Source organism: Pedobacter frigidisoli, from assembly GCF_032678525.1.
Lineage (GTDB): Bacteria > Bacteroidota > Bacteroidia > Sphingobacteriales > Sphingobacteriaceae > Pedobacter > Pedobacter frigidisoli_A.
On sequence record NZ_JAVTSE010000006.1, the window covers coordinates 20355 to 44400 of the forward strand.

At 40.0% G+C, this 24046-nt stretch carries 23 protein-coding genes; 13 read left to right on the forward strand and 10 right to left on the reverse strand.

The window, feature by feature from the left end; translation table 11 throughout:
- Positions 1-26 precede the first annotated feature (26 nt).
- The 8 genes from R2Q80_RS16400 (at position 27) to R2Q80_RS16435 (ending at position 5862) form a co-directional block, all read left to right on the forward strand.
- Positions 27-1115, forward strand: a complete 1089-nt coding sequence (locus R2Q80_RS16400; protein WP_316800639.1) for a Glu/Leu/Phe/Val dehydrogenase — start codon at positions 27-29, stop codon at positions 1113-1115.
- A 46-nt stretch (positions 1116-1161) separates the two neighbouring features.
- Positions 1162-2112, forward strand: coding sequence for a transcription antitermination factor NusB (gene nusB / locus R2Q80_RS16405; protein ID WP_047799382.1), 951 nt, complete (start codon positions 1162-1164; stop codon positions 2110-2112).
- 1 nt (position 2113) lies between these two features.
- Positions 2114-2560, forward strand: coding sequence for a DUF1573 domain-containing protein (locus R2Q80_RS16410; protein WP_316800640.1), 447 nt, complete (start codon positions 2114-2116; stop codon positions 2558-2560).
- A 51-nt stretch (positions 2561-2611) separates the two neighbouring features.
- Positions 2612-2932, forward strand: a complete 321-nt coding sequence (gene yajC, locus R2Q80_RS16415) for a preprotein translocase subunit YajC (protein ID WP_047799380.1) — start codon at positions 2612-2614, stop codon at positions 2930-2932.
- A 115-nt stretch (positions 2933-3047) separates the two neighbouring features.
- Entirely contained in the window at positions 3048-3995 is a 948-nt protein-coding gene (locus R2Q80_RS16420) for a YbbR-like domain-containing protein (protein WP_316800641.1), read from the forward strand.
- Positions 3995-4609, forward strand: coding sequence for a dephospho-CoA kinase (gene coaE, locus R2Q80_RS16425; protein WP_316800642.1), 615 nt, complete (start codon positions 3995-3997; stop codon positions 4607-4609). The genes R2Q80_RS16420 and coaE overlap by 1 nt, the downstream gene beginning before the upstream one ends.
- A 68-nt stretch (positions 4610-4677) precedes the next feature.
- Positions 4678-5625: an exonuclease gene (locus tag R2Q80_RS16430; protein WP_316800643.1), complete on the forward strand. Its 948-nt coding sequence runs from the start codon at positions 4678-4680 to the stop codon at positions 5623-5625.
- A gap of 84 nt (positions 5626-5709) precedes the next feature.
- Positions 5710-5862, forward strand: a complete 153-nt coding sequence (locus R2Q80_RS16435) for a DUF5522 domain-containing protein (protein WP_316800644.1) — start codon at positions 5710-5712, stop codon at positions 5860-5862.
- Here the strand turns inward: R2Q80_RS16435 and R2Q80_RS16440 are convergent.
- Genes R2Q80_RS16440 through R2Q80_RS16450 form a run of 3 tightly spaced genes read right to left on the reverse strand, consistent with a single transcriptional unit; the run spans position 5859 to position 7866 of the window.
- Complete coding sequence (locus R2Q80_RS16440; protein ID WP_316800645.1) at positions 5859-6575, reverse strand: ZIP family metal transporter; 717 nt, start codon at positions 6573-6575, stop codon at positions 5859-5861. The two genes, R2Q80_RS16435 and R2Q80_RS16440, sit on opposite strands and share 4 nt — an antisense overlap.
- Positions 6575-7138 (reverse strand): phosphatase PAP2 family protein, encoded by a 564-nt coding sequence (locus R2Q80_RS16445; RefSeq protein ID WP_316800646.1) that lies wholly within the window; start codon positions 7136-7138, stop codon positions 6575-6577. The genes R2Q80_RS16440 and R2Q80_RS16445 overlap by 1 nt, the downstream gene beginning before the upstream one ends.
- Entirely contained in the window at positions 7135-7866 is a 732-nt protein-coding gene (locus R2Q80_RS16450; RefSeq protein ID WP_316800647.1) for a class I SAM-dependent methyltransferase, read from the reverse strand. The genes R2Q80_RS16445 and R2Q80_RS16450 overlap by 4 nt, the downstream gene beginning before the upstream one ends.
- Positions 7867-8027: 161 nt before the next feature.
- Between R2Q80_RS16450 and R2Q80_RS16455 the strand changes: the two genes are divergently transcribed.
- The 3 genes from R2Q80_RS16455 to R2Q80_RS16465 all read left to right on the forward strand — a co-directional run bounded on the left by R2Q80_RS16455 (position 8028) and on the right by R2Q80_RS16465 (position 9881).
- A complete protein-coding gene (locus R2Q80_RS16455) occupies positions 8028-8708 on the forward strand; it encodes a DNA alkylation repair protein (RefSeq protein ID WP_316800648.1) in 681 nt (226 codons plus the stop codon).
- A 79-nt stretch (positions 8709-8787) separates the two neighbouring features.
- Positions 8788-9510, forward strand: a complete 723-nt coding sequence (locus R2Q80_RS16460; RefSeq protein WP_316800649.1) for a pirin family protein — start codon at positions 8788-8790, stop codon at positions 9508-9510.
- 68 nt (positions 9511-9578) lie between these two features.
- Positions 9579-9881 (forward strand): hypothetical protein, encoded by a 303-nt coding sequence (locus R2Q80_RS16465; protein ID WP_316800650.1) that lies wholly within the window; start codon positions 9579-9581, stop codon positions 9879-9881.
- Positions 9882-9895: 14 nt separating this feature from the next.
- On the opposite strand, the gene R2Q80_RS16470 is transcribed toward R2Q80_RS16465, so the two are convergent.
- The 5 genes from R2Q80_RS16470 to tgt all read right to left on the reverse strand — a co-directional run bounded on the left by R2Q80_RS16470 (position 9896) and on the right by tgt (position 17398).
- On the reverse strand, positions 9896-10177 hold the full coding sequence (locus R2Q80_RS16470) for a LapA family protein (protein ID WP_316800651.1): 282 nt from the start codon (positions 10175-10177) through the stop codon (positions 9896-9898).
- Positions 10178-10181: 4 nt separating this feature from the next.
- Positions 10182-12986, reverse strand: a complete 2805-nt coding sequence (locus R2Q80_RS16475; protein ID WP_316800652.1) for a hypothetical protein — start codon at positions 12984-12986, stop codon at positions 10182-10184.
- A gap of 1293 nt (positions 12987-14279) precedes the next feature.
- Complete coding sequence (locus tag R2Q80_RS16480; RefSeq protein WP_316800653.1) at positions 14280-15158, reverse strand: DMT family transporter; 879 nt, start codon at positions 15156-15158, stop codon at positions 14280-14282.
- Between the two features lie 3 nt (positions 15159-15161).
- Complete coding sequence (locus R2Q80_RS16485; RefSeq protein ID WP_316800654.1) at positions 15162-16265, reverse strand: LptF/LptG family permease; 1104 nt, start codon at positions 16263-16265, stop codon at positions 15162-15164.
- A 2-nt stretch (positions 16266-16267) separates the two neighbouring features.
- Positions 16268-17398, reverse strand: a complete 1131-nt coding sequence (tgt, locus tag R2Q80_RS16490) for a tRNA guanosine(34) transglycosylase Tgt (protein ID WP_316800655.1) — start codon at positions 17396-17398, stop codon at positions 16268-16270.
- Between the two features lie 228 nt (positions 17399-17626).
- Here tgt and R2Q80_RS16495 point away from each other — a divergent pair, with 228 nt between their 5' ends.
- Positions 17627-18754, forward strand: coding sequence for a glycosyltransferase (locus R2Q80_RS16495; RefSeq protein ID WP_316800656.1), 1128 nt, complete (start codon positions 17627-17629; stop codon positions 18752-18754).
- Positions 18755-18777: 23 nt separating this feature from the next.
- Complete coding sequence (rsmG, locus tag R2Q80_RS16500; protein WP_316800657.1) at positions 18778-19413, forward strand: 16S rRNA (guanine(527)-N(7))-methyltransferase RsmG; 636 nt, start codon at positions 18778-18780, stop codon at positions 19411-19413.
- 48 nt (positions 19414-19461) lie between these two features.
- Here rsmG and R2Q80_RS16505 read toward each other — a convergent pair whose 3' ends face one another.
- Positions 19462-20436: a M28 family peptidase gene (locus tag R2Q80_RS16505; protein ID WP_316800658.1), complete on the reverse strand. Its 975-nt coding sequence runs from the start codon at positions 20434-20436 to the stop codon at positions 19462-19464.
- 40 nt (positions 20437-20476) lie between these two features.
- Positions 20477-24016 (reverse strand): chromosome segregation protein SMC, encoded by a 3540-nt coding sequence (gene smc, locus R2Q80_RS16510; protein WP_316800659.1) that lies wholly within the window; start codon positions 24014-24016, stop codon positions 20477-20479.
- Between the last annotated feature and the right edge of the window lie 30 nt (positions 24017-24046).

Consider the following 24046-nt stretch of genomic DNA (forward strand, 5'->3'; position numbering starts at 1 on the left):
TGCAGCAGGTTAGCCGAATGATCAATATGCCAGTAAATTCTTCGACAGATACTTCCATTTTAGAGCAATTGAGTGCTTACGGGCATAAAAAGTTGGTCTTCTGTAATGATCCCGATACAGGTTTAAAAGCTATTATTGCGATACATGATACCACGCTGGGGCCGGCATTGGGCGGAACGCGGATGTGGAGTTATGCTACAGAGGGGGAGGCGTTGGAAGATGCACTGCGTTTATCGAGAGGGATGACTTATAAAGCAGCCATTACCGGCTTAAATTTAGGAGGTGGTAAAGGTGTAATTATAGGTGATTCGAGAAAGGATAAAACAGAAACTTTAATGAGGAGCTATGGCAGGTTTATTAAAAACCTGAATGGTGAGTTCATTACAGCCGAAGAGATGGGCACTAACACCCGTGATATGGAATATATCCGGATGGAAACCCATCACGTTACTGGTGTTCCTGAATCAATTGGTGGTGCCGGAAATCCTGCTCCGTTTACGGCGCAAGGGGTTTATCTGGGTATCAAAGCAAGTGTTAAGGAGGTTTTCGGAACCGACATGCTTGCTGGAAGGACCGTCGTAGTGCAGGGGATTGGCAATGTAGGAGAGCATCTGGTTGCTCTGCTGCGTAAAGAAAATGCCGAAGTGCTGATCAGTGATATTAACCAGGAGCAGCTGACATACGTGGCCCGGAAGTACAAGGCGAAACCGATTGAGGCTGACAAGATATTTGGATGCGATGCGGATGTTTATGCACCATGTGCGATGGGAGCTACAGTGAATAATAAAACCATTGAGCGAATGAAGTTTGCCATTATCGCAGGTTCGGCAAATAATCAGCTCAAGGATGAAGTGGTTGATAGTGAACTGTTATTGAAGAAGGGAATTCTTTTTGCACCCGATTATTTAATTAATGCAGGTGGATTGATTTCATGTTACTCGGAACTGACAGGTTTTGGTAAAAAACGTACCGTTCAGTTGACAGAAAATATATATGATGCAACGCGTAGCGTGATAAAACTAAGCAAAGCAGAGCATATATCTACAAATATTGCAGCAAACCGGATTGCTGAAAAAAGAATAGCAGATATTAAAAAAATTAAATCGTCATATTAAATAATTATTAAAAAAGGTTTTATAAACCGCACTCGTTCTTACATTCATGTTAAATAGAAGGCACTTAAGAATCAAAGCTTTGCAAAATATTTTTGCTTGGCAAATGGCAGACAAGAAAGACATTAAAGGTGATTTGAAAACTTTAATGCAGAGCATTGATAGCGTGTACGAAATGTACATCTGGATGCTATCCCTAATGGTAGAAGTTACTGAGTTTACAGCAAACGATGCTGCTGAACGCGCAAACAAGTACCTGAAAACCGAGGCGGATTTAAATCCAAACATGAAATTGCTGCACAACAAATTCAGTGTTATGCTTCAGCAAAACCCCGAGTATGTATCGGCAATTAAGAAATACAAAGTAGACTGGGGTTTCGATCCTGAGATTCGCAAAACAGTTTACAATTCATTAAAAGCTTCCAAAGAGTATGCAGATTATCTTGCAGATCCAAACGAGAGTTTGGAATCATCAAAAGATATCATCAAATACATTTTCAGGAAAATCATTTTAAAAAATCAGGGTATTATCCAGGTTTTTGAAGAAAAATTCATCAACTGGCAGGTTGACCACGAGGTGATGAAAGGTATGGTAGCCAAAACTCTGAAAAACTTCACTTTTGATGATCCTTTCAAAAACAAGTTAACAGAGATTAGCGCCGACTGGATTGAAGACAGCAAGTTTGTACAGGATTTGTTTGTTTACACCCTGCAAAATGATGCCAAATACCAGGAAATGATTGCCGACAGGACAAAAAACTGGGAATCGGAACGTATCGCTCTAATGGATACTATTTTAATGAAAATGGCCATCTGTGAGCTATTGAACTTCCCTTCTATTCCGGTTAAGGTAACCATAAACGAATATCTTGAGTTATCAAAAGATTACAGTACACCGAAAAGTAATTCGTTTATAAACGGTATTTTGGACAAAATTTTGGGTGATCTTAAAAAGAACAACACGATTAAGAAAGTGGGTCGTGGATTAATTGAGGATTAACATGAAAAAACTATTCATACTGGCAATTGCAGCAATATCTTTTAGCGCTTGCCGCAATGCGAATAATACTGCCAACCAACAAACTGCAGCTGGTGACACCACTAAAGGGTCGAAAATAGCACCTGCAGATGCACCTGTGATTGTATTCGAAAGAGATATTTTCGATTTCGGTAAAATTGAGCAGGGGGAAAAGGTAGTACATGAGTTTAAGTTTAAAAATACAGGTAAAAGCCCTTTAATCATTTCTAATGCTACAGCTACCTGTGGCTGTACCATTCCGCAGGTACCAGGGGAACCGATTTTGCCGGGTAAGGATGGAAAGATTAACGTGGTTTTTAACAGTGAAGGTAAAATGGGCATGCAGGATAAGGTAATTACAGTTACGTCAAATGCGAACCCGAATATCACCACTGTACATTTAGTGGGTGAGGTTTTAGAAAAAAAATAGTGCTAAAAATGCGCCATGTTTAACTAATCAAAAAATAAAATAAATAGAGAAATGACATCAACAATAATTTTACAAGCAACGGGTGGATTTGCGCAATATGGTCAGTTGATCATGCTAGGTGCTGTGGCTGTAGTATTCTACTTTTTTATGATCCGTCCGCAAGTTAAAAAAGCGAAAGAGCATAAGAAGTTAATTTCGGAGTTAAAGAAAGGTGATAAAATTATCACTACAGCAGGTATTCACGGTCGCATTGCCGATATGAATGAAACTACTTTTCTTATTGAAGTAGAAGGTGGTACTAAAATCCGCTTCGATAAATCAGCAGTATCTCTGGATGCAACTAAAGCAGCTGCTCCTGCGGTTAAAGCATAATTGATTCTTATCAAAATATAAGCGCAGTCCCGAAAACTTTCGGGACTGTTTTTGTTTTATTACATTTGACTTTATGGTTAATGATATTTTTCATTAAGCGACAATTCATTGTGCTATGCCCTTTATCCGGTTAACTAAAATTGAGAGAAGACGTGTTTTAAGCCTTTTGGCTTGCCTGGCGCTGGCTATTGCAGCCTGGTTCTTCATGGCTCTAAATAACAAGTATATCTACAATGCGAAAACTGTGCTGGTATTTAAAAATTCGCCTACAAAGCGGGCTTTTTATCCCTTGCAATCTGATACAGTTGATTTACAAGTGGAAGGCACAGGCTGGCAATTGTTATTTGCCCGGTTAAGGATTAGTCCACCATCAATTTCCATTAACCTGAGTCAGTTAAACAGCAAGGACTTCATCGTTTGTTCGGATCAGCTTTTTAGCATTAACCAGCAGGTGGAAAGTGCACAGAAGGTTATTTCTATTAAACCAGATACCCTGTATTTTGATTTTACCAAGCGGGTAGTGAAGCGGGTTCCGATAAAGCTGATACAGAAAATTGAGTTTGTTAAACAGTATGGAATAGCGAACGAGATTCTCCTGAATCCAAAGTTTGTTAAAGTTGCTGGTCCTTTGGAGGAGCTGAACAAAATAACCTACTGGCCTACTGATACTTTGAAGCTAAATAAAGTACAATCGAGCAGTGCCATCAGGGTTGCTTTGCAGCATAGCATACATAAAAACGTTAGTATATATCCTTCATCGGTAGAGGTAAAGTTGGGGGTAGATGAGTTTACGGAGAAAACGCTTGAAGTTCCATTGAAAATAATAAATAACAGGAACTATAACAGTATAAAACTTTATCCTAAAAAAGTAAAGATTACATTTTTAGTGGCCTTAAGTAATTTTAATCAGGTTGATACTGATTTTCTTACAGCCATAGTTGATGCAGATGAATGGTCGAAATTGCATCACAATCAATTAACGGTTAAGTTAAGCGAGTTTCCGGGTTATTGTAAACTGGTAGGTATTAGTCCGGCTAAGGTAGATTTTGTAGTAGAGAAATAATGTATAAGGTAGGCATAACAGGTGGAATTGGTAGCGGAAAGACTACGGTGTGTAAAGTTTTCGAGGTTTTGGGTATTCCGGTATTTTACGCCGATACCGAGGCTAAAAACATCATGATTGAGGATGCGGAACTGATTGCGGGGGTAAAGCTGGCGTTTGGTAAGGAAAGTTATTTCAAGGATGGAAGGCTGAATAATAAGCATATTGCCGGTATTGTTTTCAACAATGAGGCGGAGTTGAACAAATTAAATGCCCTGGTGCATCCGGCCGTGTTCCGTGCCTTTGATACCTGGGAAGCCGGGATTGACCCTCATGTTCCTTATACCCTTAAGGAAGCAGCCCTGCTTTTTGAGAGCGGTTCGTATAAAATGTGCGATACCTCCATTCTGGTTACTGCGCCGGCAGAAGTGAGGATACAGAGGGTAATGAACCGCGACCAGGTTACGGCTGAGCAGGTTAAGGCCCGGATGGATAAACAACTCAGTGATGAAGAAAAAGCAAAAATGGCCAATCATTTTCTGATCAACGATGAAAAGCATCCCATTATTGAACAGGTATTAGCCTTGCATCAACTGTTTTTAAAAGCAGCAGCAGATTTAAAGGTTTCTGACTAAATGCGCTGCCTGGCTCCGGGAAAATCATCAACTGAACGCCACAAATTTTTAATCCCAAAAATCCAGTCATGATTTTAGACGATTTTATTACGATTACCCCTGTAGGTTTGTACTGCACTTATGGAGATTTTTACCTTGATCCTCAGCAACCGGTTAAGGAGGCGGTGGTTTCTCATGCGCACGGCGACCACGCCATAGGCGGTAGCCAGAATGTATATTGTACTGCAGCTACCGAAAGTTTCATGAAGCACCGTTACCGCAAGTTTGCAGCGGTTGATTTTCACATTCAGCAATACAACGAGATCTTTAATATTGGGGGTGTAGAAATATCATTTCATGCTGCCGGGCATATTCTGGGTTCTGCCCAGGTATTGATGGTATATCAGGGTGTAAGGTATCTTTATACAGGAGATTACAAACTGGAAGCGGATATTACTTGTGAGCCATTTGAGTTTGTTCAGGCTGATGTGCTGATTACAGAGAGTACTTTTGCTAATCCTGATACCAGGCATCCATCGGCAATTGAGGAGATTAAAAAGCTTAACGATACAGCATCCAATATTATGCTAGGTGCCTATGCACTGGGAAAGAGCCAGAGAATCATTCAGCTGCTTAATGATTTTTGTCCGGATAAAAACATCATGGTACACCATAGCATTATGCCCTTTGTAAAGATATATGAGGAGTATGGGGTGAAATTGGGCGCTTATAAAATGTACGATCGAAAGGTGATGAAAAACAATCATCAGCATCAGGTATACATTGTCCCGCCTATGGTTTTTCACAGCTATCATAAAGCCATCAATGTAGTCAGGGCTTTTGCTTCGGGCTGGAAGAACCTGCAGCAGCAGAATGGAATATCACTTTATATTTCTGATCATGCAGACTGGGATGCCATACTGGAAACGATTCAAAAAGTCAAGCCAGTCCAGGTTTGGACACTTCATGGCGACGGTAGTCAGTTAAAGGATTATTTTAGCAGCAGCTTGGAGGTTAAAATACTTAATAGCAAATGATGGAATTAATGGGGGGAGCTCTGAATGAACGGGAATTCCGCTAAATTCCATTCATTCAAAATTCACTCATCAGATAATTAAGGCATGAAAGAAGGCGAAGACTTTTATTTTAATGAAGAAGGATTTATGGTTTTTACCGAAGCCTATCATTTGAAGCGCGGCCATTGCTGTAAAAACAAGTGCAGGCATTGCCCCTGGGGTTATGGTAAAAAGAAAGAAAAGAAGAAAATCAGTTAATGTCCTGCAAGGAACCCAATTAATGCAACACCTATACCCAGCATAACGGCCACCATTTTGCGGGTGTTTATTTTGTGATCAGCACTCGATTCAAAAAGAATGGTAGTAGATATGTGTAGAAATATTCCGATTACGATTCCCATTATTTTATTGAAATAGGCATCTATTCCGCCGATTGTACCGTTGCTTAATCCTACGCTTACATAAAAGCCCAGAGGGGCCATTATTGCGAAAATAAAAAGGTATAATATGATGCTTCCTTTTTTAAAATGGTTTTGCATTAAGATGCTGGCCAATGCGAATGCTGCAGGGATATGATGTAGCGAAATACCAAATATCAATTCGTTGTGCTGATCTTTGGCCAAGGGCATCCCTTCGAGAAAAGCATGCAGACAGAGACTGATCATGATTCCGAAAGGAAACACGTGCCCGTCGTGGTGTTTGTGGATATGTCCGTGTTCCACACCTTCAGAAAATTGTTCAAGAAAAATCTGGAGCAGGAATCCAATCAGAATGAAAATCCCTATCTGGTTTTTGTCTGTTCCACTGTATGCATCAGGGATGAGGTGTAAAACGGTAATGGCAAAAAGATAGGACCCACTGAATGATAAAATCAGTTTCAGTAGTTTGGATTTGTCGCTTTTAACGAGGAAGATGGTAGACCCTCCGAAGAAAGCACAGCAAAAAAGTACAGCAAATTTCCAGGCTTCCATTAAATATCGGGTTGTAATTTTTTAAATATTCGGGAACATGTAAAACCGATTACCGTTCCAAGTATTGCCCCTGTAGTTACATCAACAGGGTAGTGTACACCTACGTAAACCTGTGCAAAGCTAATAATTGCAGCCCAGGCGATGCCCAGCGGTAAAACCGGTTTCCAGCGGCTGTAAAACAGGCAGATCAAAAATACAGCAATGGCAAAATGATTGGTGGCATGTGATGATGGAAAGCTTAAGCCACTTCCACAGGGAACACGGTGTATGATATCGCCCGACAAAGTAAAGTCATTGCAGGGCCTCACTCTTGCCACAAAGGGTTTGATCAGTCTGGCGGATATCAGGTCGCCCAGTGCAAATGTGGCCAGCAACATTCCGATGATGTAATATCCTTGTTTTTTATATTGTTTAATGCAAAATATGATAATAAAAAGGTATAGTGGAGACCAGAAAAACCGGTTTCGCATCAAAGGCATCAGCCAATCGAAAAAGCCGTTTGAAAGTCCGCGATGGATTTTCAAAAACCATTCAACATCAAATTGCTGTATGCTTTCTATCATGCTTTTTTGCAGATTAAAATTAAACGATCAGATTCAGGTAAGTTAAAATCTTCAAGCGCATAACTTCCGAACGATTTTTGGATAACCAATCCAGCTTTAGTCAACATCCGGTTGAAATCATCCACACTAAATGCCTGAACCCTTTCTTCAAAATTATATACCTTTTGCTGATCTTCGAAATTTATTTTTTTGATGATCTTGCCATCCACCACACTTTTAGTGATGTTGAAATTAATTCCGTCGAGTGATTTTACTTCGCAGGAGTTTAAATTTCTGATGATTTTTTCAGTATTGAAGTAATCAATGATCAGCACTCCATCTGCTTTCAGGCATTTTCTGAAAGTTTTAAGGGCGTTCACATGATCTTTTTCAGTTTCAAAATAACCAAAGCTGGTAAACAGGTTTAAGGCTACATCGAAATAATTGATGTAGAAAAGCTTCCTCATATCGTGAACAAGAAAGTGTAGTTTGTTGTTCTCGAACTGTTTAGCGTACTTTATGCTTTGTTCAGATAAGTCGATCCCTGTTACATCAAAACCCTTTTTGTTTAGGTAAATGGAGTGGCGCCCCTTACCGCAGGCGATGTCTAGCATTTTCGAACCGGTTGGTGGATTAAGAAAATGTGTGAGTTTATCAATAAAAAACTCGGCTTCGGCATGGTTTCTTTGTTGATAAAGGATATGATAATATGGTGAATTAAACCAATATTGGAACCACTTGCGTTGCATAACTGAGCTTTTTGTTTTGGAAGGTGCAAACTTAGATAAAATTGCAGTAAACGTAGTAGACAAATTTCACGGTATCGCAATTTTATTGCTTTTAGCTTTGTGCACCTGCTGATAAATAGGAGTGAGAAACCGGAATACTTAAATATTAATACATTAGTGTAATGAATGATGTAGACTTTATTCTTAATGAACTAAGTGGTCTTGGTGATCCTATGTATCTGAACAAAATGGCTCACTTCGGGATTGATGTGTCTAGGGCCTATGGTATCCGTGTACCTCATATCAGGCAGCTGGGCAAGGAAATTGGTCGTAACCATGAACTATCGCTTTTGCTTTGGGAAACGGGTTATCATGAGGCCCGGCTTTTAGCAACCTTTATTGGTGAGTATAAAATGGTCGCAGAAGCGCAAATTGATGCATGGGTAAGTGATTTTAGTTCGTGGGATGTATGTGACCAGGCTTGCGGCAATCTATTCGTTAAAACGCCTTATTTTAAGTCGAAAGTTTTTGAGTTTGCCAAAGCAGAAAAAGAATTTGTAAAACGTGCGGGCTTTGTGCTCATGGCGGAGGCGGCAGTGCACCTTAAAAAGGAGCCTGATGAGACGTTCCTGAGTTTCCTGCCACTTATTGAAGTGCATGCCTGCGATCATCGCAATTTTGTTAAGAAGGCGATTAACTGGGCTTTGCGGCAAATTGGGAAACGGAATGCGTTTTTGCATGATCATGCCATTGCAACCGCCCGGCGCATTCTGGGGCAGCAGAATAAGAAAGCAAACTGGATTGCACTGGATGCACTAAGGGAGCTGAACAGTGATGCCGTGTTGAGAAGGGTGGGTGCTTGATTGAGCATTACTTATCCTACATCAATGTGCAGCTTTAAATGTTGCTGTAAATTTGTATCATAAACAAGAAAGGAAATTTATGTCACAGTTTATTTTGCACAAATCAAACACCAGAGGTCATGCCAATCACGGATGGTTAAATGCTCATCACTCATTCAGTTTTGCGAATTATTACAATCCTGAAAGAATGCACTTTGGTGTTTTAAGGGTATTAAATGATGACTTGATTGATGGCGGAATGGGTTTTGGTACTCACCCGCACGACAATATGGAAATTATCACCATACCATTATCGGGCGCTATTGCACACAAAGACAGTATGGGAAATTCAGCCGTGATTAAAAGCGGTGAAATTCAGGTGATGAGTGCGGGTACAGGCGTTAGCCATAGTGAGTTCAATGCATTGGAAGATGAGAAGTTAAGCTTACTGCAAATCTGGTTGTTTCCCAATAAAAAGAATGTTACACCTCGCTACGACCAGATGACTTTAGACGCTGATGCACGGCATAACAATTTTCAGCAGATCTTATCGCCCAGTGCCGAGGATGCAGGTGTATGGATTCATCAGGATGCCTGGTTTTCGTTAGGAAAGTTCGATGCCGGATATGAAACTGAATATCACATTAAACGAAGTGAAAATGGAGTTTATGCATTTGTGATCAGCGGGGAAGTGACCATTAACGGACAAACTTTAAGTGCAAGAGATGGGTTGGGTATATGGGATACAGACCACATCAATTTTAAAGCCAATACCGATGGTGCGGAAGTATTGTTGATGGATGTTCCAATGGAATTGAACTAATAAAACATTTTTTATCATGCCTCGCAGATTTTAGTTTCTGCGGGGTTTATTTGTTTTTAAAAAAAAATATGCAAACTATCATACTTTACATCGGGAGAGATACAGAAATTACAGTGGTGATGAATCGTTTACTGAATGCCAGGCCGGAGTGGAAAGGGATTTGTGTGTGTGCGGATGAGGAAGCGGTTGCCGTTTGTAAAGCACAGCACATTGATCTGGTTTTACTTGGTAACGGAATAGACCATGAAGAAGAAAAAGCTTTAAAGGCAAGTCTGCTGGAATTGAGACCCAGTTTAAAAATCATTCAGCACTATGGTGGTGGAAGTGGTTTGCTTTACGGAGAAATTATGACCGCATTACATCAGGTGTAATGCGGTTTTTATTTCTAACTGATGTAATCCCTGTCTTCGTCGCTCAACTCCTTTTTGTTTGCAGGAGTTGATTGATTCCTTTCAATTTCATCGTCGTAGCTGCTGATTGTTTTGCGTGGACGACCAGCTACAAACCCAATGATGAATCCGATTACAATACAGATGCCGATGACCAGAAGTTTAGATACTGGAACCGTTCCGACAAGAAAATCGAAATCAACGGGTTCGGTGTTCACCATCAGAAATACGGTAAGCAATACAGTTAAGATGATGATGAAAATGGTTTTTCCGCTCATGGTGTTAAAAGCTATAATTAAATGAAAACTCTAATATCGGATTTTGATTGTATATCTTGTTAACAAAAACCAACCTTGCTCCAACATCTACAACAGGCTGATACCTCAAAATGTTTAAGCTACTGTTTAATTCTAATCCAAAAGTTTTAGGTTCCCTGATATTGGTATCAACACCGATGTTTTCATAGTGGCCAAAAAAACCTGCCCTGAAGTTTCTTACATAAGCCAGTGAGCCAAGCTCCCAGTCAGGAAAGGCAAATGGAAATCGGTAATTGAACAAAAGGGTATTTTGTAATTTAGTTTTTGCTAAAATATTATTGTAACCATACACGGTAGATATTTCGGTGGAGTATTGGTTTACGCCAGTTGCTTTCTGGTAATTGAAGCTGGCCAGGAAGGAGTGGTTTTTTGCCAGTCCCGGAAAATAAAAGAAACTTTCCAAAGCCATAATCTCTCCTCCTAAATTCTTATCGAAGGGTTGGTGATTGTAGGTAGCCCTTAAAACCTGCGCCCATTTTGGAGCGATATCCCGTTCGGTAGTTCTGGTGCTGTGATTGAAAGCAAAGCTGTACTCCATCGGGAATTTAAGTTCACGAATAAAGTTAGCCGGCATGTTTTCGGGAAGGTACCGTTGCGTAAAACTTGTTGCCGCATTTAGGGTAAATGCATAGGTATTATTCCTTGCGTTAAAAGAAAATGGGATGGAGGCGTTCAGCTTGGTATAGTTCTCCCGCCAGTCGCCTTGCTGAATCACATTTTTAGCGCGATAGAACGTTCTTCTCGGTCGGTTTCGATAAAGTACAGATAACACCGGGTAGAGTGCTTTATAGCTAATGTCTGCCGTGTACTCGAAACGCTTCAGATCTCTGTGGTATTTCGCGCCGGCATAAACGTTCATGGTGTTGAGCAGATTGTTGGACTGAAGTTCGAGACCGAAAGTATATTCGTTATCAATGGTGGGGATGATGCTGTGAAAACTGAAAAGATTTAGTGCCTGATGGTAGGGTTTAGATTGAAAGGTACTGTCGGGAATATTATCGAAAACGTTTCCTGTATTTTCCTGTTTTTCTGCCGCTGAGGCGAAGTCCACAAAAGCATCTTCGCCTATTGGTTTTGGGCTTAGTATTTGCTCAGTAATTTCGTATCCGTTTAGCTTATAGTCATTGAAGATTAGCTTACCATCTTGACTTTCGCCAGGATTGAATGCGCCATATCTGGAGTTCGTTAGTGCTTCAATTTTTTTGGTCTGCGGATCGATCGCGTAAATATTATCGGTACCATTAAAGTGGGCGTTGAACAGAATTTGTTCGCCGATAAAAACCGGCCGGCTGAGTTGTTGTCTGCTGTTCGCGATGATTATTTTTTTCGTCCCGTTTTCAAGCAGACTTAAATTTTTGCCCTGTTCGGTAACGCCGATATAAGCGATCTTTTTTCCGGTTTCATCAAAAGCCGGGGTTTGCAAAATTTCATTCTCCGGATTCGGATATGTTTTTAAAATCCGCCCTGATGCGGTTTCTATTTCGACCAGATTAAACTGATTGTTAAGTTCTACTTTGGCGGCAATAATTTTTGTTGCGTCGTTCGAAAGACTGGGGGAGAAGAGGCGGCTTCGGCTGCTTAATTTCCTGATTTTTTTTGTGATGAAATTGTAGGAGCAGATTACGCTATAGCTTCTTTGTTTGTATCTTGGATCGTATCTTATTTCATCCCAGATCAGGGTGTTGTTTTTGTAGCTGAACCAGGGCTGCTCCTGATAACCAATCCCGAATAATTTTTGTTCTGATTTATCATCGTTGATGATCACAAAATATCTTGCTTCCTGTTTACTTTCTTTAAGTGTCAGGATCTGATTTTTATTTAACCTTACAGGTAAAAAATAGTTGGTTGCCAGAGTGGTTTTTTTGTTGACGGAAAGGTAGTTTTCTTTCTGGTCTTTTTTAAGCTGGTTTGTCCATTCTTGCTTCAGTTTTTCCTGAGTAGAAAGATAGAAATTTTTTGTGTTTTGTTTGGTGAATTTTTTTAGGCTCCGGGAGAAGGGGTAAAGTCTTAGCGGTCTTTTTCTGATGTCGCCAAGTAGGCTGTCGGAAATGAACTGTCCGTACTGTGCCTTCATGTTCGCGACCATCGCATACCCGGTTTGATAATAGCCGGGAGTGACATCTTTATTCGATCCGAAGTATGCTTTGCTATAAGAGAATTTTTCGCCTTCCAGAATGGAGGCTCTGAAGGGCATGATCCAGTTGGGTTGCCGGCCTCGTCCCGATTCGGTTAGTGCAGTTTCGTTCACCACCGCATCACCTTCAAAAAACCAGGTTGGTATCCCCGCCCCAAAGTAGGCGAAGTAGACCAGCTCAGGAAAAGGGTTTGTTTGTGTTCCTGTCAATTTGTCAAATTGCGCAACATGTCGAAGTTCGTGAACAGCCAGGTTATTCAACCAGTCCTGGCTATCGAAATACTGTGGCGGAGTGGCAAAGAATTCAGACTTGCGAGGGGCCAGTTGAACAAATCCATTTGCGATGGTTCCCCGGTTCTGCAGAATGAGCGGAACCGATGTTTTTTGCTGCTGCAAGCTCAGGCCAACCCTAGGGTATATAAGGGGTAGGGTGTTGGACATTCGTTGTGCCTCCTTTTCCAATTCCCGGGGATAGATGATATTAAAGCCACCAGATGAAATATAGCTCCATTTTACACTAAGTGGGTTTTGTGCAGTGCTAAAAATTTGCCCAAAAACCGATGATGAAATAAGGCTTAATGTTAAAATAGCTAAATGCTTGATGAATAGATTTTTATTTTTGTATTTGATAGTCATTTAGTTGATTTGCTAAAATATTTAGTTTTATGAAAATTTCAATCTATTAATTATATGTTTTTTAAATTTAAATAATATTATTTAAAATATTGATTTATAGATTTATAATAAAATCAAAAGAATTCTGTATTTAATATTTATTGCTATGATTTATGTCGCTAAAAACCCTTATTTCAGGTGTCTGCTGTTCAATTTATCGGGCTGGCAATAATGAGATTAAATTACACTATTTAAATGATTTTAGCGGAAAAAAATTTGACAGTAATAGATTTATGTTGTCGAATATGTAGCTGCCATTCGGCTGCGTCCAGCTATTAATTTGGGATTAAAACTAATTTGGCTGATAGGGAATTTCCGCTTCTTGAAGAACGTCCATTCAACTTTTGAAATCTGACTCCCATCAATATTGTTTTTAGCTGTTTAAATATGGTGCTTTTTTAGAGTTTCACCCCGGGATTAGGTGATGTTTTTGTCGCTTACGCTTATAGGATGTATCAGTGGCTCTTCGCAAATTTTTTAGTCTTGATTAGTTTTTTTTTTGGTGACTTTATGTCATTTCCTTGGATTTTAACTTCTGCTTTTTTACCCGGCTAATACTTAATGAAAAGTTATCAGGTGCAGTTATGATCTGAATTCTGTTATCCCCATTTCAGTTTGAGTCCAGCCGGTTTTTTGCTTTCATTGTAAATTTTTTCACTGTTTATTAGTGTCGTATTTTTCTGTCTCAAGTTCGTTAGTTTGCAAAATTTGTATACAAAAGAGGCATGTTTCGCGCTAAAAAGCACTTGCTAATTGAGTTTCTTTGCAATATTCACCTGCTGGCGTCTTTAAAACACATTTTATCAAAATAGTTAAAAATATTTTTAATTTATTGATAATCAGATTTTTGTATGGTTTTTTTGTTTTTGAGCTCCTCACGGTTTAATCATACTGTTTTTCCGAAAATGTAAGCTGCTAAGCATGGTAAAAGCCTTAATAGTTAACATTTTGTCTGAATATTTAATGAAGATAAGCTGGATTTTTAAGCGTATTAGAGCGATTGGATTGTGGTGAATCCCATATATCGGTGAGAGAAATACTGTTTATAGAACGCTGGTTCTGGCTGTTGGTCCGGTGTTTTTCGAAGGTATTTTAAAGTCCTTTTCTCAGGCCTTTAGCTTGCGTAATTGAGGGGATTTCCTACGCGTTTTTGATGGATTCATGATGTTTTTTTGAGGCTTCTGATGGCGCTAATTGTCGCCGTTGATAGCCTGTGTAAATCGGGGACTTGAGTGTAAATTTGGGGCGGATTTCCTATAATTTATTTCTTCTTTTTTTGTAGATCGGATATAGGAAAATGGAGCCAATAATAATGGCTGCTCCTGCATAAAAACCACCGGTCATTTGTTCGTTATTTTTAAAGAAAAAGAAGGCAAGGATTACACCGTAAACAGGTTCCAGATTAGTGATTAAGGCGACCCTAAATGCGGATAAAGTTCGCATCACAGATACGCCTGCTACATAGGCTACGGAGGTGCAAAACGTCCCCAATATTGTGATGTAAATCCAGTCGGTAATATTCAGATTGAATGGCGTATTTAGCAAAGATCCGTCGTAAAATCTATATAGTGTGATCCAGCAAAAAGCACCTACAAGCTCATAAAATCCGATGATGGAGGGTTCACTTTTTTGAACTAACGTGGAGTTAATTGTTGAAAACAAACTCGACGCTACAGCGGCAAGCAAACCAAAAATAATTCCTAATGTGTATTGGGTTTCGAATTTGAATATCAGATAAATTCCAAAAATAATTAAAAGCCCGATAAAAATATCTCCGATTTGTACCGGCTGTTTTTTGATCAGCGGTTCGAAAATAGCGGTGAATAAAGTGAAAGAAGAAAGGCATACCAGCGTAACCGAAACGGTAGAAACTTTAATAGCGTGGAAGAAGAAAATCCAATGGATGGCAACAATTCCACCCGTTAGGATAAACTGAATAAGTTGTTTTTTCGTAACCCTTATATTTTTTTTTGTGATTAGAAACCACGCAAAAAGTGTGATGCTTGCAATCAGCACTCTGTACCATACGAGTGGTACTGCGTCGATAGAAATCAGTTTTCCGAGTACGCCTGTAAAGCCCCAAACCAATACGGTGAGGTGTAAGATTAACAGGTTTTTTTTATTGTCGTCCATCGACTATTTTGGTGCTCTTTTTAGTAGGTAAAGGCCTAAGATGGCAAAGAAAACAGTCGGCATAATTACCGCTGCGAGAGGGGGGAGTCCACCTTTGGTGGAGAACATTTGTGTAAATTGATTGAACACAATGTAAGCGAAGCTGATAAAGATTCCTATACCCAGTGAAACACCTACTCCACCACGAACTTTACGTGAAGAAAGTGCCACACCGATAAGGGTAAGTACATAGGCAGATAGGGGGTGAAAGAAGCGCTTGTAGCGCTCAAACTGAAGGTCGTTCATGACTCCTGTTCCCCTTGTTTTTTCTTTTCTGATTTTGTCAGACAGCTCCTTTGTTGTGAGGTTTTGGACCACGTTATCATAGGCCGAAAAGTCATCAGGGCGCATATCCAGAATGGTATCTTTAAGCTTTCCGGTACCGTAAATCATGGTCTCTTTTAAGCCATCTATTTTGCGTATGGAGTAGTTGCTCAATTGCCACTTTCTTTTCAATGAATCCCATTTAATGCTTTCTGCAACGATCTTTTTAGTCAGTACATCGCCGTCAAAGTTATCTAGTGAAAACCGGTATCCGTAATTGGTTTTATTATCGAAATTATCAATGTAAATGTAAGTCTTGTTATCCAGTTTCATGTGGATATTTGACTTGGTTGAAGGGTCATTTCGTTTTACAAAAGTGTTTTCAAAATTGTTTTTAAGGGTATTGGTATAGGGCAGTATATACAGGTTGGAAACCAGGTTTGCGGAGAATATGACGCTGGCGGAAATGAAGTATGGAAACAGGAACCGGTTGAAGCTGACGCCTCCGCTGAGTATGGGTACTATTTCGGTTTGATCGGCCATTTTAGCGGTAAAGAAAATTACTGCGATGAAGTTGATCAGTGGCGATAGCATGTTTACATAAAAGGGGATGGACCCGGCATAATATTTGGAAAGAATGCCCCAAAGGCTGAGTCCGCTCTTCATAAAATCATCCATCTTTTCAGACAGGTCAAATACCACAATAATGATCACAAAAATGGCGAGTGTGTAAACAAATGTACCCAAGTACTTGCCTATGATATATTGATCGATGATTTTAATTTTCCCTTTTAGTAGACTCATTTTTATAGTTTGTTACCTAAAACTTTAACCATTTTATTTTTCCAGTCATAGAACTCTCCGGCTATGATTCTCTCGCGTGCCTGCTTTACCAACCATAGGTAGAAGTGCAGGTTGTGCAGCGTTGCAATCTGTGCACCAAGCATCTCATTGCTGTGTACCAGGTGGCGTAAATACGCTTTACTGGTTACCTGGTCAGCATGCAAGTCACTTTCTGCATCTAATGGAGAAAAGTCGTTTTCCCATTTCTTATTTCTGATATTAATGATGCCATTTCTGGTAAATAACATTCCGTTACGGGCATTTCTGGTAGGCATCACACAATCGAACATGTCTACACCAAGTGCAATGTTTTCCAGAATATTGATTGGTGTGCCTACACCCATTAGATAACGTGGTTTTTCGTACGGCAATATGTCGCAAACAATCTCCGTCATGGCATACATTTCTTCAGCAGGCTCCCCAACGGATAGCCCCCCAATGGCGTTGCCATCGCGGTTCATACTTGCAATAAATTCTGCAGACTTAATCCTTAAATCTTTGTAAACTGATCCTTGCACGATGGGGAAAAGCGTTTGCTCGAAACCATATTTAGGTGCTGTATTATCGAAATGAGTACAGCAGCGCTGTAACCAGCGGTGGGTCATTTTAATTGATTGTGCTGCATAGGTATAATCACAAGGATAGGGTGTACATTCGTCGAAAGCCATGATGATATCTGCTCCAATGGTGCGTTGAATATCCATGGCGTATTCGGGTGTAAACAGATGTTTAGAGCCATCGATGTGCGAATGGAAGGTTACACCTTCTTCCTTTATCTTACGTACTTTACTCAACGAATAAACCTGATAGCCGCCACTATCAGTTAAGATCGGGCGGTCCCAGCCAATAAACTTATGTAATCCTCCTGCTTTTTCAAGGATATCCAAGCCTGGTCGCAGGTACAAGTGATAGGTATTTCCAAGGATGATCTGGGCATCTATATCCTGTTTTAACTCGCGTTGGTGTACGGCTTTAACGGTTCCGGCGGTGCCAACAGGCATAAATATCGGGGTCTGTATTTCGCCGTGCGCTGTCGTAACTGTACCGGCCCTGGCTTTAGACTGTGGGTCTTTAGCCTGTAAACTAAATTTCATCTGTATCGTTTTATTTTCTCCATATTAAATGGAGTTTTCCCCCATCAAAATACTTCTTAACCAAAGCTAATTGGCGTTTTGATGCCGGACGGTTAACATGTATTTTTTCTCGTCAAAAATCTTCCAAAAATAGCAAAAATTGAGGGCATATTTTTCTTTAATTTTTTTCCACATCAAGGCGTATTACAGATTAAAAATGAGAAATTTGACCCTATTTATTTCATCATCGTGATATTAACCCCTATAGAAATTATTCTGCTCTCCATTCTGGTATTTTGCCTGCTGGTTCAGTTATATTATGTCCTGTTTGTTCACCTTAAACTGGCGAATGCGGTAGTTGAAGACGTTCCAACGATAGCCCGAAAGCCGTTGAGTGTTGTGGTGTGTGCACGAAATGAGGTTGCAAATTTAGGTGAATACCTGCCAACGCTGATGACTCAAAACTATCCGGAATATGAGGTTGTAGTTGTTAATGACCGTTCATGGGATGGAACAGAGGAGCTATTGGAGCAAATGGCTAAAAAGTACAGCAATTTGAAGGTGGTGAAAGTGTTGGACAATGACAAATTTTTAGCGGGTAAAAAATTTGCAGTCACCATGGGTATTAAAGCCGCAAAGTACGACTGGTTGGTATTCACAGATGCGGATTGTACACCAGCTTCAGACAACTGGCTGATGAGTATGCAACAGCCGGCAGATGAGCACACAGAAATTTTGTTAGGCTATTCCCCTTACCTGAAAAGGCGTAGTCTGCTGAATGCGCTGATTCGTTTTGAAACTTTCTTTACGGCAGTTAACTACCTGGGCTTTGCTTTAAAAGGAATGCCATATATGGGTGTAGGCAGGAATATGGCTTACAAAAAGGCCTTGTTTTTCAAAAACAAAGGTTTTGCTGCGCACATGCATATACCTTCCGGAGATGATGATTTGTTTGTAAATGCTCATGCCAGCAAATACAATACTGAAATCCGTTTAAATATGGACAGCCACGTGTGGAGTGAGCCTAACCGCACCTGGGGTGGTTATTTAAGGCAAAAGAAACGACATTTTGGAGCTGGAAAACTCTATAAAGCGAAGCATAAGTTCATTTTAAGCCTTCAAATTGTGATGCAGTTTATGTTTTACGGATCATTTGCAGCCTGTATGTTCTTTAGCAGGGAAGCCCAATATATGGCTGGTGCAATACTTTTGTTAAGTATTGTGATCAGGTGTTTCGTATATCCAAAGTTGTTGAAAAGGCTGAACTATGGAGATTTGCGTTGGTGGTTCCCAATTTTAGATATACTTTTGTTCCTGTTTTTAACACTAAACGGATTTCTGGCCATGTTTGGCAAGAAAAAAGTTAACTGGAAATAGATTACACTTTTAAGAATTACCATATGGCTGATATAAAACCCGATATCATTTTAAAATATTTTCCTGATTTAACTGCCAGACAGATTGATCAGTTTTCACAGTTATTTGATTTATACGTTTTCTGGAACGCCCAGATTAATGTGATTTCGAGAAAAGATATTGAAGAGTTATATGAGCGCCATGTGCTTCACTCACTTGGTATAGCAAAAGTTTGTACATTCAGAAAGGGTGAATCAGTATTGGATGTTGGAACGGGTGGTGGTTTTCCAGGGATTCCGCTGGCCATATTATTTCCTGATACGCAGTTTCATCTGGTCGATTCGATCGGGAAGAAGATTAAAGTGGTGAAAGAAGTTGCCGCTGCTTTAGGGTTGGATAATTTAAAAGCCGATCATCTGAGGGCAGAGCAAATTAAAGATAAATTCAATTTTGTGGTATCAAGGGCTGTAACCCGCCTGGGCGAGTTTTATCCATGGATTCAGGGAAAGTTTAAAAAAGAAACACTGAACGCCATTCCTAATGGTATTTTATATTTGAAAGGTGGAGATTTAGATGAAGAAATCAGAGAATCAAAACTGAAAGCAGAATTATATCCGCTTTCAGAATATTTTGAAGAAGAATTTTTCGATACGAAATATGTGGTTTATGTGCCTCAATAATTTTTGCAAAGGGCCTACTTACACAGGCCTTTTGTTTTAAGTAGCCCTCTAGAATTTATTTACTTTTTGCGGGTTATCCCTCATCAGCATTTTATCTTTTAAAGTTTCCTGCAGTTGAGACTGCTTGTCGATGCTTTTTACGACATCCAGAACCGCATTGGCTGCATCACTGAAAAACTGTTTGGTGATGGTGGAATATTCATCGGTTGCTTTGTGATAATCTTTATGATCTTCTACACCGAAATAAAGAAACGGGATGTTTTTAGCATTGAAGGCACCCTGATCACTTTGGTTGGTCCAGTCGTCATGCCCAAGTTTAGGATCATCATGGCCTAAAATCACCCTGATTTCCTTTCTCGTTGTATCTACATACTTTTTCAGTTCAGGGTATTTGAATGTACCACTAACATACAATTCGCCCTTATCGCTATGACTGATCATGTCCATATTTAAATTAACGGCAATGGTGTTGATGTCAACCGGAGGGTTAGCCACAAAGGCTTTCGCACCCTGCAGTCCCATTTCTTCCGCATCGAATGCTGCAAAAATGATGGTGTTTACCGGTTTGTTCTTCGCAAAGTAGGCGGCAATCTTTAACAGGCCTGCCGATCCTGAAGCATTGTCGTCTGCACCATTAAAAACCTGATCCTTTATAATCCCTAAGTGGTCGTAATGAGCAGAAACTACGATTACATTTGTTGTTTTTCCAGGGATGTAGCCGATTAGATTTGTTCCGTTTACCTTTGTTCCACCGCGTGAGTTGAATGTAAAGTCCTGAGCATAGTTTACATGCTGCGGATATGACTTCAGGCCTAGTTTCTGAAACCTTTCCCGGATATAAGCCCTGGCCATTTCCGCACCTTTGGTGCCGGTTTTTCGACCCTGGTATGCATCAGAAGAAAGCACTTCAACATCTTTAAGTAGTTGAGTATCCACTTTACCTGAACCTGATGAGGTCTGATTTTTTACTGATGAACAGCTGCTTAGCACGATGGCTAAGGAAAGAATATATGGTATTTTCATTTTGTTATTCATAACGCGTACCTTGCACAGATAGTATCAACTATGCAGCCACTTCTCTCAAGTCTACTGCTACTACTCTCGATACCCCTTGCTCTACCATGGTTACACCGTAAATAATATCTGTGCTGGCTATTGTGCGCTTATTGTGCGAAACGATGATAAACTGCGACTGACCGGAGAATTTACGTATAATATTGTTAAACTTATCAATGTTGGTATCATCGAGCGGAGCATCAACCTCATCAAAGATACAGAAGGGAGCTGGTTTTAGTAAATACAGCGAAAATAAAAGGGCTGTAGCAGTAAGCGTTTTTTCTCCTCCTGATAACTGATTGATAGATAGCGGCCTTTTTCCTTTCGGACGGGCAATGATGTCAATATCTGCTTCTAAAGGATTAGCGGTATCTGATAGAATCAGGTCGCAGCTATCTTCATCATTAAACAATGAACGGAACACCACAATGAAATGCTCGCGGGCCTGGGTAAAGGCCTGCATAAACTTATCTTTTGCAGTATCATCTATTTCTTTTATCGTTTGGAGTAGATCAGTCTTGGCAGCGTTTAAGTCTTTTTTCTGGTTCTGGATAAACACATAACGTTCTTCCATTTCTTTAAAAGCTTCCATTGCCATGGAATTGATTGCGCCAAACTCATCCAGCTGACGTTTCATTTTTTCTACTTTTTGTCTGATTTCGAACTCACTTTCCAGTGCTTCAATTTCCGTTTCAGTTTCCAGCAGGTCGTTGATATCAATGTTAAATTCTACGGCTAAACGTTCTTTCAGGGAATTTAAATCTATTTTGAGGGTATTTTTCTTGTCTTTGATTTCCGTTAAGACAAAATCTGTTTCTTCACGGTTTTTACGGATGGTAGACAGGTTGGTTTCTACTTCGTTGATATTGCCTTTACTATCAAAATATTCCTTCTCTACATCCGCCAGGCCCTTTTCCATTTCTTCGCGCTGCTGATACATTTCAAGAAGAGTATCATCGCTCAAATCGGTATGTTGCAAGGTTTCAGTAATTTGGGCCAGGGTTTCCTGAAGTTCTTTTTCGTTTTGGGCAACCCGCTTGTTTAACGCTTCTTCCTGCACAAAACGATAATCAAGATCTTTTTCAAGGCCCGATAGTTTATTTTGTTGCTGGTGGAAACGAATATTGTCCTGATTAAATTTGCCAGCAGTTTCGTTAACCTGATCGGCAAGTTCCTGATAGTTAATTTGCTGTTCCTGCAGGTTTATATGGTCTTGCTGCTGTTTTTTTTGCAATTCTACCAGCGCCGGTAGCTTTTCTGAAAGTGATTTTTCAATCGATACAATCTTCTGGGCAATGTCGGTTTTACGGTTTTCGCTGGTTGTAATAAATTCCTGGTATTGATCGCGACGGGTTTGAACGGAAATCTGTTCATTGCTCAAACGGTTCAACTCCTGTTGCAAGGTGTTGATCTGATTAACTTTTGAAGCCTCTTTCAGGGTAAAAATATTGTCCGTTTCTGCTTTTATTGCTGAATTGAACTGATTGATAAGGGATTCTGATGCCTTAATCTCTTTCGCCAGATTCTCCAGGTTTTTTGCGCGGCCTATTCTTTTACCTTCGAAGAGCCCGACAGAACCACCGGCTAACGTAACCCGTGTTTGCGCATACTTACCGTTTTTAGCTAAAATGGTGAGGTTCTCTGCTGGCGTCTCCTTAAAAAGCTGTTCCTGTTCGTTTACAGCAATGTGAACATTTTGCAGCAACAGGTTACAAAGATTCTGATACTTTTTATCAACTTCAATTACGGATAGTGCAGAGATTAGTCCTTCCCGGTTAGCAAGTGCAACATTTTTATCCGGAATATTTTCGAGAATGAAGAAATTGGCGCGCCCGCGACTGGCATCAGTAAGTAAATTGATCGCCTGCACAGCGTCAGCATACTTTTCGACCACATAATGATTCATTACAGGTTCAAGATAATTTTCAATTGCTATGCGGTAATCTTCGTTGCAAAACAAGATGTCAGAAAGGAGCAATGCATTTTTGGCGAACGCATTATTCTTTTTTAAGAAACGAATAGATTCGGGAAAGCCTTCAAGGCTATCTACGAGCGATTTGGTGAGGTTATATTCGTTTTGTTTAGCGTCTTTTTTACGGTTTTCGGCTGTTAGTTTTTCTTTATTTGAACTTAAATTAAGCTCTGATTCCAACAGTTTTTGCTTTAAAATGTCTTCTGCTTCCTTCAGTTGTTTAATGGTGAGCTGTTTTTCACCAACCTGAATGTCCAGCTCGGCCAATGCATGATCAAAAGCTTTCAATTCCAGTGTTTTGGTTTCAGTATCGTCAACATTTCTGTTGGTCTCCTGCACCAAGGCATCTTTCTGGATATTTAAAATATCAATTTCTTTTTGAGACTGATATACCTGATTTTGTAAATCATTAACAGATTTGATGAAGTTATCGAGCCTGTTTTTTTCCGTTTGCTGCTGTTCACGGAATGTATCCAAAGTGGACTTAAGCAATTTTAAATCAGATTCTACCTTATTAAAAACTTCAGTCTCTGTTAATACCTCTTCGTTTAAACGCTTGATATTGTATTTGATATGATTAACCTGGTTTTTATCTTTTTCCAGCTCTCCTGATACCCGGGTTTCCTTTTCCTGTAAAAAGCGCATCTGCTCATTTTTTACTTTTTTCTCGCTTTCATAGGCACGTATTTTGGAAACAAGTTCATTCGTTGCCTTTTGCTGGATAGATAAGTTTTTTTCCTGATTGATGCTTCCCAGTTTGAGCTTTTGCAATTCGGCTTCCTGGGAATCTATTTTTGTGCTTAGCTCAGTTCTGAAAACCTGCTGGCTTTGTTCCTGGGTTTCCAGCGTATTTAAATCCGTACGGAAAAAGGCAATCCGGTGGGTGGCCAGCTGTACACTCAGTTCGCGGTATTGTTCTTTCAACTTGTAGTAGCGCTCCGCTTTCCGGGCCTGGTTTTCGAGTGTTTTTAAGTTCTTTTCAATCTCGAATAGCAGGTCTTCAACGCGTTCCAAATCCACTTCAGTGTCTTTAAGCTTATTAAATGTTTGTTTTTTTCGGAGTTTATATTTGGAAATGCCCGAAGCTTCTTCGAATAAGGAACGGCGGCTATGCTCTTTATTATTAATGATTTCATCAACCATTTTAAGCTCGATAATGGAGTAACTATCCGAGCCTATACCGGTATCTAAAAATAAATCTGTGATATCTTTTAAACGGCATTGAACATCATTTAATCGATATTCACTATCACCGTTCCGGTAGAGTTTTCGGGTAACCGTAACCTGCGAGTAAGCGGTGGGCAGAATATTTCTGGTATTGTCAAAGCTTAACGAAACCTCTGCAAGCTGTGCCTGTTTCCTGTTTTTTGTGCCGTTGAAAATGATGTTTTCCATCTTCTCGGAACGCAATGCTTTGGTACTCTGTTCTCCCAAAACCCAGCGCATGGCATCAATAACATTCGATTTTCCACAACCATTCGGCCCTACAATAGCTGTAACTCCCTCATTAAAATTGATGGTCACCTTGTCGCCAAAGCTCTTAAATCCTTTAATTTCTAACTTAGTAAGTTGCATGGTTTGTGGTCGGGAGAACCGACTTCAATA